General features: G+C 46.5%; 6 protein-coding genes. All 6 read left to right on the top strand.

Going from position 1 to position 14,511, the window contains the following annotated elements; translation table 11 throughout:
• Positions 1 to 9 precede the first annotated feature (9 nt).
• The 6 genes from NST25_RS26365 to NST25_RS26340 all read left to right on the top strand — a co-directional run bounded on the left by NST25_RS26365 (position 10) and on the right by NST25_RS26340 (position 14,447).
• A complete protein-coding gene (locus NST25_RS26365) occupies positions 10 to 1,566 on the top strand; it encodes an extracellular solute-binding protein (protein WP_076130457.1) in 1,557 nt (518 codons plus the stop codon).
• 94 nt (positions 1,567 to 1,660) lie between these two features.
• Positions 1,661 to 2,818: a glycoside hydrolase family 88 protein gene (locus tag NST25_RS26360; RefSeq protein WP_340392820.1), complete on the top strand. Its 1,158-nt coding sequence runs from the start codon at positions 1,661 to 1,663 to the stop codon at positions 2,816 to 2,818.
• A 5-nt stretch (positions 2,819 to 2,823) separates the two neighbouring features.
• Positions 2,824 to 4,194, top strand: a complete 1,371-nt coding sequence (locus tag NST25_RS26355; RefSeq protein WP_340392818.1) for a glycoside hydrolase family 28 protein — start codon at positions 2,824 to 2,826, stop codon at positions 4,192 to 4,194.
• A 74-nt stretch (positions 4,195 to 4,268) separates the two neighbouring features.
• A complete protein-coding gene (locus NST25_RS26350) occupies positions 4,269 to 5,855 on the top strand; it encodes a glycoside hydrolase family 43 protein (RefSeq protein ID WP_076184803.1) in 1,587 nt (528 codons plus the stop codon).
• Positions 5,856 to 5,935: 80 nt separating this feature from the next.
• Positions 5,936 to 13,312, top strand: coding sequence for a pectinesterase family protein (locus NST25_RS26345; RefSeq protein ID WP_340392817.1), 7,377 nt, complete (start codon positions 5,936 to 5,938; stop codon positions 13,310 to 13,312).
• Between the two features lie 208 nt (positions 13,313 to 13,520).
• Complete coding sequence (locus tag NST25_RS26340; protein ID WP_076130480.1) at positions 13,521 to 14,447, top strand: DMT family transporter; 927 nt, start codon at positions 13,521 to 13,523, stop codon at positions 14,445 to 14,447.
• Positions 14,448 to 14,511 lie beyond the last annotated feature (64 nt).

Here is a 14,511-nt window from a genome sequence, read left to right as displayed (position 1 = left end):
GTAATGTTGATGAATCGCAATTACAAAAAAATTGCAGCCTTAATGTTGTGTAGCGGGTTAGTACTCACTGCATGCGGAGGAGGCAATAACGCGAAGGAGTCAAATTCTTCAAATGAGGGAACGAATTCAACGGCTAAAACTACTGCCGCACCTGCAGATGTGCTAGATGCTAAAGCAAAGATTAGCTGGCTGAACATTTTACAAACGTCTACAACACCAACGGGTCCTATTCTGGATAAAATTGAAGAATTGACGAATACAGAGATTGAATTCTCATGGATTCCGGATCCTTCCAAAGAAGAACGTATTAATACTTCATTAGCATCGAATTCCCTAGCAGACATCGTTACCCTGACTATTCTTGATAACTCTTCTGTACGTAATGCACTGAAGGCCGGTATGTTCTGGGAAGTAAGTCCTTATCTTGATGAGTTCCCGAATTTGGCTAAAATTTCACAGGATACACGTACATCGGCATCGATTGCAGGTAAGCTGTACGGGGTTCCTTTCCAGAAGTCCTTGGCTAGAAACGGCGTTGTTCTCCGTAAAGATTGGCTGGATAAGCTTGGACTGCAGGTTCCAAAAACAACAGATGAGTTGATGGAAGTTGCGAAAGCGTTTACCGAAAAAGACCCTGATGGTAATGGCAAAAAGGATACCACAGGCTTCATGGACCGCAGCGATCTTGTATATGGAGCATTTAAGACATTGGGCTCATACTTTGGAACACCGAACTATTGGAGTGTAGATGATGCGGGTAAAATGACACCAGAGTTCGATACAGAGGCTTATGTCAAGACCATGGATTATATGAAGACTCTTTATGATGGTGGTTATATCAATCAGGATTTTGCTGTGACGGCTAAAACAGATCAGCAGCAGAATTTTGCGCAAGGAAAGGCTGGAATTTATGTGGGTGCCTTGTTTGACAGCAAGAACCTGCTGAATCTGTCTAAAGGCATACAGGATGGTATGGATTTGGTTATGGTTAACGATATCACTTCCACCGGTAATGAAGCGGATCGCGCCATTTGGGCTGGTAATAACGGAATTGGGGGACTGTTGTCTTTCCCGAAATCCGAAGTCAAGGATGAAAATGAATTAAGACGGATCTTGAAATTTGTTAATGATCTTATGAATGAAGATGTCTATGGCTTGATGACTTATGGTATTAAGGATGTCCACTATACAATCGATGGAGAACAAGCGGTTACGATTAAGGATACAGATCTCTGGAAGCAAGAAGTTCAGCCATTTTCGGCATCTCGTCCATTAGAGAATGGATTCATTATCCATGATGCTGATCCACTCAAAGTTGAAGCTGATAAGCTGATCGTTGAGAATGCTAAATATGCTGTACTGAATCCTGCTTACTCTCTGGAATCTGAGACCTATTCTACTCAAGGATCTGAGTTGCAGAAGATTATGACAGATGCCACTTATAAATATATCCTAGGTAAAATTGATTTGGACGGATTTAAAGCTGAGGTTGAAAAGTGGAAGAAATCCGGCGGCAGCAAAATCATTACTGAATATGAAGCTGCTTATAAAGCTGTAAATCCTTAAGAAGTACTACAGACTATATTCTAAGAAAATAGTAGAGGGGTCCTAAATGGGGTGGCTGCGTTTAGGACCATATCTATTCAAACAGGAGGAAAAAATGAAAGACAACAATGCACTTAGGAGTATGGGCTGGGGTGTTCGAATGGCAGATTCGATTATGGAGCGAACGCCAAGATTATATGAGGATAACGGATATCATGGAAAATGGTCTTATGATTATGGAGTCATCTTGAAGGGTTTTGAGCTGCTGTGGAGACAGACCGGGCAGGTTAAATATTATCAATTCATCAAAGATAATATGGATTATTTTATTGAGGAAGACGGCTCTGTGAAGGGATATCGCCTGAGCGAACATAATATTGATCACTTAAATAACGGAAAGATCCTATTTGTGCTCCATAAAGAAACTGGGTTAGCGAAATATAAAATGGCTGCAGATTTATTAAGAAAGCAGATAACAACGCATCCTCGAACCTCAGAAGGTGCGTTTTGGCATAAGAATGTATATCCTTATCAGATTTGGCTGGATGGCTTGTATATGGGCTCTCCTTTCTATCTGGAGTATTTACTTGAGTATGAAGGCGGCAAGGGTTTGGACGATGTGACCCGGCAATTTATTCTGTGCGAGCGTCATACCAAGGATGCTGAGACGGGTCTCCTGTTTCACGCATGGGATGAAAAGCGGGTACAGCCGTGGTGCGATCCTGAAACGGGGTTGTCTCCGAACTTTTGGGGGCGTTCGCTGGGGTGGTATGTGATGGCGCTAGTGGATGTACTCGGCATGCTCCCTAAGGAACACGCGGATTACGAGATCGTGGCACGTATACTGACAGATACGCTGACAGCGCTTCGTCAGGTTCAGGATGCGGATGCTGGAGTATGGTATCAGGTTGTAAACATGGGCGGCCGTAAAGGCAATTATTTGGAGGCTTCCGCCTCTAGCATGATCACCTATGCAATGGCTAAGGGCATTCGGATTGGTGTACTCGATGATAGTTGGTTCGAGACACTTGACCGTGCTTATCAAGGCCTTATTGCTGAATTTGTGCTGGAAACCAAAAATGGCTGGGTTAACCTGAATAAAAACTGCCAGGTCGCTGGACTCGGTGGTGAAGACCGGAGAGATGGTACTTACGCCTATTATATCAGTGAACCGATCGTAACCAATGATCAGAAGGGGCTTGGCGCATTCCTCCTGGCTTGTGGAGAATATGAATATTTGCAGCGTCCCGCCGTGACGAAAGGAAGCGAGTGAAGCACATGTCTATCTACAATATAAACGACTACGGAGCACATCCTAATCGTGCAGAGCCTTCAACGGAAGCGATAGCCAGTGCCATTCATGCGGCAAGCGAGGCAGGGGGAGGAACAGTTTATGTTCCTTCCGGGCACTATCAGACGGGTGCTATCTTCATGAAAAGCAATATTGAGCTGAAGCTCAGTCCTGGAGCTGTGCTTAGCTTCAGCTCTGATCCTAACGATTATCCGGTGGTGGATTCCCGTTGGGAGGGTGTGAAGCAGAACGTCCATGCTTCATGTATTTTTGGAATAAATCTAGAGAATGTATCGGTTACAGGTGCAGGCAAGCTGGATGGAAGGGGCGCACCTTGGTGGGATAAACATCGGAATTCTCCTGATTCACTGCTGTATCCCCGCCCGAAGCTTATCAGCTTCGACAACTGCCGTAGAGTCACGCTCAGAGATCTGACACTCGTGAACTCCCCAAGCTGGACTGTGAATCCTATCTGTTGCCATGATGTTACGATTGATAATCTGTCGATCTATAATCCGGCGGATTCGCCTAATACAGACGGTATTGACCCAGAATCCTGTGTGAATGTCCGCATCAGCAACTGCAATATCGATGTGGGTGATGACTGCATCGCCATTAAAGCAGGGACGGAGGATACGAAGGAGCGGGTTGCCTGCGAGAATATCACGATAACTAACTGCACGATGATTCATGGTCATGGCGGTGTGGTGCTGGGAAGCGAAATGAGCGGAGATATCCGTAATATCGTGATCAGCAATTGCGTGTTCAAGCAGACGGACCGCGGCATTCGGCTGAAGTCCAGACGCGGGCGCGGAGGTGTTGTCGAAGATATTCGTGTCAGCAATATCGTGATGGAGGACGTGATCTGTCCGTTTATTCTTAATCTTTATTATTTCTGCGGACCACGTGGTAAGGACAAATATGTATGGGATAAGAATCCTTATCCGGTGACGGAGGAGACCCCCTGCTTCCGACGGATTCATTTTGCTAATATTACTGCTCGGAATGTTCACGCGGCTGCAGGTTTTCTTTACGGCCTTGCGGAGCAATACATTTCAGAAATTACCTTTTCCGATATTGATATTTCCATGGCAGAGAATGCAATCCCTGGCCGTCCAGCCATGATGTCAGGAATCCAGGATATGAACAACCGTGGGTTCTATCTGGGCAACGTAAGAGATATTCGCTTCCGCCAAGTGACGATCGAGAATCATGAAGGACCGGCTTTTTATATTGAAAATGGAGAAACGGTAGATATCACCGGCTGCCAATCGAGAAACACCCGTAAAGTGGAAGAATTAGTGCAGCAAGTAACCGTTATCCCGTCACAGGAAGATCTAAGTGAGCAGACAGACTGATAATTGACAGGATAGACTGCAGATTTGCTTTGGGTGAAGGGTGCGGATGTATGGAAATAGGAAGGAGTATGAAGATGATTACAGATAACATTCAGACAGGAGTTATTCACAATCCCATATTAAAAGGCTTCAATCCTGACCCTTGTATTGTAAGAGCAGGGGAGATGTACTATATTGCTGTTTCTTCTTTTGAATGGCTGCCCGGTGTGAGGGTGTATCAATCAGCGGACTTAGCAGACTGGGAGCATTGCACAGATATTCTGACTCATCAGGTGGATCTGCGGGGAAATCCGAAAAATTGCAGTATCTGGGCTCCACAGCTTAGTTATTATGACGGTTTGTTTTATCTGATTTATACCGATGTTAAGAGCACCAAACGGCCTTTTAAAGACTGTCATAACTATCTGATCACTGCGGAGGGTATTGAGGGACCTTGGTCTGAACCGGTATACCTAAACAGCAGCGGGTTCGATCCATCTCTGTATCATGATGAGGATGGGCGCAAATGGCTGCTGAATGAGCTGTGGGATTACCGGATTACGGAGGGCAACAAGTCCTGCGGGATTGTAATTCAGGAGTACGATCCAGAGCAGTGCCAATTAATAGGTGAACCTGTGAAAATCTTTGATTGCACGCCGCTGAAGAAGACGGAAGCGCCGCATATTTACAAGCGGGGAGGTTATTACTACTTAATTACTGCAGAAGGCGGCACTGGATCGGGGCATGCCGTAACCGTAGCGCGCTCCAAGGCGCTGCTTGGTCCGTATGAGGTGGATCCGCTCAATCCGATGTTGACCTCTCGGGATAATCCCGAGCTGCCGCTTCAATGTGCCGGCCATGGAAGTCTGGTAGAGACACCAGAAGGTGAATGGTATATGGCCCATTTATGTACGCGACCCCTGGAAGGCGAATACGCCATACTGGGGAGAGAGACTGCCGTTCAGCAGGTGCACTGGAATGAGGAGGGCTGGTTAAGACTAACCTCAGGCGGAAATACACCACAGCTCAAGGTACCAGCACCTAAAGGAACACAGTTCCTGAACCAAGTGCGGACGCTTGAATTTGAGGATGATTTTAACGGCCCAGAATTGAAAAAGAACTGGAATACATTGCGGATTCCTAGGAATGAAAGCTGGTGTTCCCTTGCTGAAAGACCGGGCTGGTTAAGAATCAGGGCCGGGGAGTCCGTGCAGAGTCTGTTTGAGCATCATATTCTGGCTATTCGCCAGACGGATATAAGCTTCCGCGCTGAAACAGCGCTTGAATATGAACCGAATACTTATCTGCAGATGGCAGGACTACTGTTATACCTGAATGAGGATAACTATCTTTATGCGTATATCAGCCAGGAAGAAGGACGTGGCAAGGTGCTGCGGTTAATGCGCTGTCAGCGCGATGAATTCACTGCGGAGCCTGTAATGATTGAACTAAATGCAGGGGAGACAGTGCGGATCGCGGTTGAGGTGCAGGAAGTGACTGGGCAATTTGTTTATCTTAAGGGTGACGATACGGAGTGGAAGCCACTTGGCGATCCGCAGAATATCAGCTTTTTGTCGGGAGGCTTCACTGGGAACTTTGTTGGCATTGCGGCGCATGATATGCAGCAGTTCGGTGGGAGCAGTGCTGATTTCGCATATTTCCGTTATCAGGGCAAGGAATAATACACACGGCTTTACTAAGGAAGGGGTTGCTCTGAGGACAGGGCCCCCTTCTTATTCCAATAGATATTAGGAGGTCTTGTATGAAGAGAAAATGGTTATCCGGGGCGCTGGTTGCGAGTCTTCTTGCAACATGTATGCCATTTGGTGGTGTCGAGGCCGCTTCTTTGGAAGCGCTTCCTGCCTTTCCGGGCGCGGAAGGCGGCGGCAAATATGTAACCGGCGGAAGAGCTCAACCTGTGTATGAAGTAACGACGTTGGCTGATTATGGTATCAAGGAAACTCCGATCCCCGGCTCCTTCCGCGATGCGGTAAGCCAAAGTAATCGGACCATTGTTTTTCGAGTGGGGGGAACCATCCATCTGAAGGAATCCCTCAAGATTACCGGCTCAAATCTGACGATTGCCGGGCAAACGGCTCCAGGTGACGGAATTACAATTGCCGATTACACAACCTCTGTTGAAGCTGACAATATTATTATGCGCTATATGCGTTTCCGGTTAGGCGACCGGGTAGCTAGTGAAGATGATGCTTTTGGATCAAGGTACCATAAGGATCTTATTATCGATCATAGCTCATTCAGCTGGTCGGTGGATGAAGTGGTCAGTCTGTATGATAACGAGAATACTACTGTGCAATGGTCGATATCCGCTGAAAGTATGCTGATGACGACACACCAGAAGGGACGTCACGGCTACGGAGGAATCTGGGGTGGCAAAAATGCCAGTTTCCTTCACAATCTGATTGCTCATAGCACCAGCCGCAACCCCCGTTTGCCGACGGTGACCAAATTGGTGGACCTGACGGAAATGTCTAATAACGTTATCTATAACTGGGGATTCGCTTCTACCTATGGTGGGGGAGCAGAAGATTATCGATATAATATCACTAACAATTATTATAAAAATGGTCCAAACACCTACACCAGTGTAAAAAATCAATTGTTTGGGGAAGTGTCACCAGAAACCCGGTTGTTTATAGATGGGAACATCATGGATGGTAATCCGAAGGTTACTGAAGACAACTGGAAGGGTGTACAAAAGTATTCGGATATCTCTAAGCTTACGGAGCCGGCAAAGATGCCTAACCCATATACGGCAGTGTCGGCGGAAGAAGCCTACGCAAATGTAATGGCGGATGCTGGTGCCACTCTGCCAAGGCGTGATGCTTACGATGCGCGGGTCATTAATGATGTGAAGAATCGCACTGGACAGCATATTAATTCACCTATTGAAATAGGCGGTTACCCAGACTATACAGAGACAGCTTCCAATGTAATCGACATGGATCATGACGGTATGGATGACAGCTGGGAGATTGCTAATGGACTAGACCCTACCGATTCTGAGGATGGTAAGAAGACGACGTTATCTGCGGAGGGCTATACGAATCTAGAAGTGTATCTGAATGATCTGATTGTTTTGGGAAAAGCAGGGAATGAGCATACAGACAATCCTGTAACCGCTATCAATTATCCTGTGAATAACCAAATCATAGAGTCGGGCAACAATGTGAAGGTTACAGCCTCTGCCAGTGATAGCGATGGTATTGCTAAGGTGGAATTTATCGTTAATGGTGTGAAGCAAGCCGAAGCTACCACAGCACCTTATAGTTTCGATTGGAACAATGTGCAGGATGGTACCTATTATCTCGTTGTTCAGGCTATAGACAATAAGGGTCTCAAGACACAATCTGATAACGTGGCTATTCATGTCAACACGTCTGGATCCGTTCTTCCTTGGACTTCGGTGGATATTGGCCATCCAGGGATAGCGGGAGTGACTACGCTTCATCCGGATAGCGGGAAGATTACGCTCAAATCGGCTGGACTTATCGGAGCAACATCAGAGAGCGAAACGGCTGTTGATAACTTTCAGTTTGCTTATCAAACCCTGACAGGCAATGGTGAAATTATTGCTAGAATCGATTCTGTAACGGGAACTGACGATTATGCCAAAGCAGGTGTCATGATTCGTGATAATCTCAATGAGAACTCTAAAATGACAATGCTGGCAATCCCTTATGTCAAATATGGCAAGAAGGGAGTTATGATTACCCGCTCCACCACAGGAGCCAAGGTGGTAAAAACAGAACCGGACAGCTTCATCAATACACCTTATTGGGTGAAGCTGGTTCGTCTTGGTAACGAAGTGACAGGCCTGGTATCGCCGGATAAAGTAACATGGAGCAAGGTAGGCACGGTGAAGCTTGACCTGAATGATACGGTTTATTTTGGTCTGGCAGCCGATGCCGCTAAGGTAGATAACGAGGTTAATCGTTATAATGCATCTGTCTTCAGTGAGGTGGAGCTGAAACCGCTTAGTGATCAGTTTCCTACTGCGCCCCGTGGTCTTACAGCGACAGCAGGTGAGGAAAAAGTGAAGCTGAACTGGGAGGATGTTGGTTCTGCCAAGTCGTATAGTGTTAAACGTAGTGAGGTTTCAGGCGGTCCATACAAGACGATCAATACTGAAATTAAAGATAGCCTATATACTGATTCCGGACTCAGCTCCGGAAAAACTTATTACTACGTGGTCAGTGCAGTGAATGAGCTTGGTGAAAGCTTTGATTCCGATGAGGCCAGCGCTACGGCTGAAGGTGAAGCAGGTAATGTGTATTATGTGGATGAAGACTTTGAACAGGTTGCTGTGGGTGTGACACCAGAGTATTATGATGTGACTCCAAATCCACAGAGTGAAATTCAAAAGGTTATTGTATCTCCCACACCGTCTGACAGTAAGGGGAATACGTCAGATCAAGTGTTGAATGTGTTCGATGGTGCGAACGGCAGCGTGCAGTTTATCCGCAAATTCGCGCCAATTACGGGTGCACTCGTTATTGACACTGACTTTATGTTTGCGACAGAATCGGGAACCTCGGTGTTCCTGCAGGCCCAGAGTACAGATGGAAGCAAAACGGCATTCTCCATTGAGAGCAGAAAGCCAACGCTTCCTGAAGCTACAGGTAAATATACGCTAACCATGAGTAGGGGAAGCAGTCAGTATCATCAACTGATGAACTCTTATTCCCTAAAACAATGGTATAACCTGAAGCTAAAGGTGGATGTGAACAACGATAAAGTGGATGTATATATCGATGATCAGCCTGCGGGCTCTTTTCCGTTCACAACCACGAATTTCGCCAGCTATGGCATTGGGCGTATTTTGTCCAAGACACCGGGCGGCGGCTCAGGAAATTATTACTTAGATAATTTAAAGATCTATGTTGAGCCGATTGAAACACCGCTTGGACTGACTGGACTTCCAGGAAACCAAGCAGCCCAGCTATCCTGGCCTGCTCTTGAAGGGGCAACTTCCTACAATATTAAGAGAAGTCTTAAGAGCGGGGGGCCTTATGAGACTATTGCCAACGCTATTACAGAGACATCATATATTGATACTGAAGTTACCAACGAAACTACCTATTATTATGTTATCTCGGCGATGGCGCCCACTGGTGAATCGGGAAATTCCAATGAAATTAGTATTACCCCATCCGCTTTGGCGGTGAAATTGCCTGCGCCAGAATCGTTCGCGGCTATAAGCCGGAATGCTCAGCTGGATCTCAGCTGGAATGCTGTGGAGAATGCAGCCAGCTACAGCATCAAGAAGTGGAATGAGACTTCAGGCAGCTATGAACTCGTGGCAAAAGAAATCGCCGGCACAACTTACCGCGTCGGAGGTCTGGCCAACGGGCAAACCTACCGTTACGTCGTATCTGCAACAAATGTGGCCGGAGAGGGAAAAGAATCAGCGCCTGTTGAAGCTACTCCGCAATCTCCTTTGGGAACGCCTGTGGTTTCCATTGAAGCTGGTGACAGTGTAGTGAAACTAAGCTGGCCAGCGATTGAGGAGGCGAACCAGTATATTGTCAAACGTGCCTCATCGGCGAAAGGTCCTTATGAAGTGCTCGGGTCTGATTTATCAGACACAAGCTTTACTGATAGTGGGCTCGTAAACGGAACACCGTATTATTACAAAGTCAAAGCAATAAATGGTACCCGTAGTAGTCTAGATTCAGCTGTTGCCTCAGCGGTTCCATACCAGAATTCCGGCCAGCCGCAGGCTCCACAAGGAGTTAGTGCTGAGCCTGGCAACACTGATATCCATCTGACTTGGAATGTAGCTGATGGAGCTAGCAGCTATCAAATTCTACGCTCGGAGAGCGGTGGCAGTTATGCGGTCGTGGCCGACGGCATCGAAGCAACCGATTATACCGATAAAGGCTTGAGCAACGGGACTGCCTATCAATATGCGGTAATCGCCATCGGTGATAAGGGTGCCAGTCTTCCATCCGAGGTGGTCAAGGGAATTCCAGCTCCTGTCATTATTGTTGCTCAGAATGGGACAGGAGATTATAAAACGATTAATGACGCTATTCAAGCAGCACCTGATAATAGTGCCCTAACCACGATTATTAAAGTGAAGAACGGCACGTATAAGGAGAAGGTGCTTGTACCTTCTAGTAAGATGAATATTAGTATCATCGGTGAGAGCCGGGAAGGTACCGTACTTATTAACGGTGACTCCGCGAAAACCATTGGCTCAGATGGTAAAGAAATGGGCACCAGCGGCAGTTATACACTAAAGGCTGCTGCAACTGATTTCACACTGGAGAACATGACGGTTGAGAACAGTGCTGGGCGGGATGCCGGTCAGGCAGTCGCTTTATATGCTGAAGGAGACCGGGGAGTGTACAGAAATGTTAAGCTTCTAGGATATCAGGATACCCTGTTCGCAGATAAGGGAAGAGCCTATTTCGTCGACAGCCATATTGAAGGTACAGTGGACTTTATCTTCGGTAATTCCGCTGCCGTATTCGAGAATAATGTGATTCAAAGTGCGGGTGCTGGCTATGTTACTGCGCCTTCCACGGCAACGGGTAAGCCTGGTTATGTGTTCATCAATAATCGACTAACTGCCAGTGAGGGTGTTGCTGCTGGAACCGTTGATTTGGGCCGGCCATGGAGAGAATATGGCAGCTCTACCTTCATTGACACGGAGCTGGGAGCTCATATTCGTGCTACTGGCTGGCATGAATGGTATGAAGGTCGTTCCAAAACTGCACGGTTCTCTGAGTTTTTAAGTTACGGAGAGGGTGCTAATGCAGCTTCACGTTACAGCTGGTCCAAACAATTAACAGCAGAAGAGGCGGCTGCCTATACGATTGAAGCTGTGCTTGGTGGAAGTGATGGCTGGAATCCACAGCAATCCAAGATCTTAGTGGGTCAAGAGCAGATACCTGAGGCACATGTCTCTTCAATTACTGTAACGGGTAAAGATGGAATTAGCAGCATTGAGTCGAAGGGCGGTGCCTTGCAGCTGCAAGCCTCTGTGCTTCCAGAGAATGCGACGAATCCTAAAGTTATCTGGACGGTAACTGAAGCAGATGGGGTAACCTCTACGGATAAAGCGGTTATTAATGAGAAGGGCTTGCTGACAGCTAGAAAGAACGGTAGCGTACAAGTAACTGCGCGAGCTATAGATGGAAGTGGAGTATCCGGAAGCCTAGAGATTAACATCAGCGGACAAGATGAGATTGCCCGTAATCTGCCCGCTGCAACGCTGAACGGACCGGTCACAGTGGTGGCAGGACAGGATTTCACTTACCGTGTAGGGATTACAAATGTTACTACCTCCGTCTACAAGGAAGTGTATGCTGTAGACTTTACCATGGCATATGACGTATCTGGTGTGGAATTTGTATCTGCTCAGACCTTGCCAGACGGATTCAGCATCACTCATATTAATGAGGACAGTCCAGGTCTAATAACAGTTAGTGTAGCTGGAACGGAGGCAGGAAATATCCTGACCGATGATGCGGAATTCTTAGAAATGGTCTTCAAAGCGAAGAAGACAACCCGTGAAATCGCCGTGCCGCTTGGATTTATTTCTTTCCGGGGATCCAACACAGATGTTGATTTTGACATCCTGCATGAGGCACAGTCGGTTGTTCATGTCATGCCTATATCCGTCATGGAGATAAAAGTCTCCTCCAAAGATAATGTGAGCGAAATCAAGTCAGGGCAAACCCTGCAAATGGCAGCTGTAATCCTGCCGGACCATGCATCCGATCCAGCAGTGAGCTGGTCAGTAGTGAATGAGGATGGATCAGCTACTGAGCGAGCAACTATTACGGATACCGGCTTGCTCACTGCAATTGCAGCAGGCACGGTAACCGTGAGAGCGACAGCTAAAGATGGCTCCGGTGTTGTAGGTACGATGTCCATTGAGATTAAGGCAAAATCGCAGGTTTCAGAATCGGGCGGTACTTCATCTTCAACGACAGTCAAACCAGTGAAACAACCGGAACCAACTGTGAACGCAGATGGAGTTACTCTTTCCGTGACAGCGGATGTGAATGGTAAAGCTATTGCAGAGGTATCCTCAGCGATTCTGCAACAAGCAATTGGCTCAATGCAGAATGGAGTATTGAGAATCACAGTGAAGCCAGCCTCTGCCAGCTCGGTGGTTGAACTGACCTTGCCAGCTCGTGAGTTGGCTGGAGCGGGAGCAAAAGCAATTCAACTTTTAGAAATAGACATGGGATTGTCTACGTTCCGAATAAATGCTGACCTGCTTCTTGCGATGGCAGGATCTGACGCCGTAAGCGTTAAGCTTGTAGTTGGCAAAGTTGACGCGAAGACACTGTCGCTTCAGACAGATGTCGGGGATATTTATGAGTTTAAGTTCTTTGTTGATGGCAAACAGTTTGACAGCTTTGGGCGTGGACTGAAGGTTGAACGGGATTACAAACCAAAGACAACTTCAGGTGTAGAACAAATAGTAGTCTACCAAATCCGTGAAGACGGGACTGTGGAGGTGGTTAGAAACTCTCAGTTTAATCTGACAACTGGCAAGATCATCTTTAGACCAGACAATTCCAGCAGATTCGCAGTAGCATATGCGGAAAATTCCTTTAAGGATATCGCTGGACTAGGCTGGGCACAAAATAGCATTCAAGCCCTCGCCGCCAGAGACATCCTGAATGGCACCGGAGATCATAATTTCGGGCCACAGCTGAATGTAACTCGGGCACAGTTCTTGAAGATGCTGATGCTTGCATTAGAGCTAGAGGAAGGTAATGCGGCAAGTACATTTAAGGATGTTTCACTGGATGCTTGGTACTACAGCTCCGTTGCTGCTGCTCAGCAGCTAGGAATTATTCAGGGCAGATCTGATGGAACCTTCGGTGCTAATGAAACGATTAGCCGTGAGGAAATGGCGTTGATGGCTTATCGTGCAGCACAGCTCGCTAAGCTTACGGTCGTGGGAGTGGACCAGCCAGTGAATTTCAATGATGCCGCTGACGTTTCAGCCTACGCTCGTGAGGCTGTACAATTCATGAGCGGAGCAAAGATTATTCAAGGTGTGGGCAAAGATAACTTTGCACCTAAAGCCAATACAACTCGTGCTCAGGCAGCTGTTATTGTCTATCGATTGTTCCAGCTAAATCCTTAAATTTCAAGTTGACACCCTGTGTGATTTATCATATTATGATTGGAGTTGTTATAAGTAAATAAACCAAACTCTATCCAGTGGATGGAGTGGCGGAATTTTGTCAAAGATGTATTCTTTGGTTTCAATCGCCCCTTGTCATTTCGATGACAAGGGGCTTTATTATGTTAATGAGCTTGCTCAAGAGAAAGGGAAGAGGTTTACGATGAATATGAAGTTATTCAAATATGCTTTACTAGTTTTTTTAGGCGCTTGTAGTTATGGCTCACTCTCTACGATCGTCAAGCTTGGAATGAACGATGGTTTTAGAATGAAACAATTGGTAGGATCACAATACTTTTTTGGATGGTGTATGCTGCTCTTGCTGGTCTTATTATTTTCTCGAAAGAAATTAGGGTTAAAAACAGGCGGGAAATTATTAGCCGCTGGGATCACCATCAGTTTAACTGGCATATTTTATGGCTTCGCCGTTGAACAATTACCTGCTTCGATTGCGATTGTACTGTTATTCCAATTTACTTGGATCGGTGTAATTCTGGAGGCAGTTGTAGATCGAAAACTTCCTAGTCGGGAAAAAGTGATTTCGATGGTTATCCTTCTAATTGGTACAGTATTAGCGGGGGGCATCCTTGAGCCGAGTATAGGTGGAATTACGACCACTGGTGTGATTTTTGGCTTAATGTCAGCCGTGTCGTTTGCTTTCTATATTTTTGTGAGTGGAAGAGTAGCTACGCAGGTGCCTGCCGTTAATAAAAGCTTGTATATGACCACTAGTGCAATGGTTATTATTATGACTGTTTTTTCGCCTTCGTTTTTATATGACGGTGCGATTACCGATGGGCTTTGGAAATACGGCCTACCTCTAGGTTTGTTGGGCATCGTAATTCCAGTTCTGTTCTTTTCGATCGGGGTTCCGAAGCTGGGTTCAGGTCTAGGCGCGATTTTAGGGGCAGCGGAGTTACCGGCAGCTGTAGTAGCCTCCGTGTTAGTTCTGCAAGAAGAGGTATCATTACTTCGCTGGATCGGGATTATCGTAGTTCTGATCGGGATCGCAGCTCCACAAATCCTACCGATGGGGACAGGGAAAAAGTCATCCAAACCATCACCAAAACAATCACTCCGTAAGGTAGAACTTTAATCGGCAAACTGGCATCGATGGTATGATCTGATCCTGAGAGGATTAGATTATCTATCGGTGTTTT

It is taken from the genome of Paenibacillus sp. FSL E2-0190 (genome assembly GCF_037992965.1).
Taxonomy (GTDB): Bacteria; Bacillota; Bacilli; order Paenibacillales; family Paenibacillaceae; genus Paenibacillus_AQ; species Paenibacillus_AQ odorifer.
Note: the sequence above shows the minus strand (reverse complement) of the source record. Positions and strands in the feature narration are given on the sequence as shown.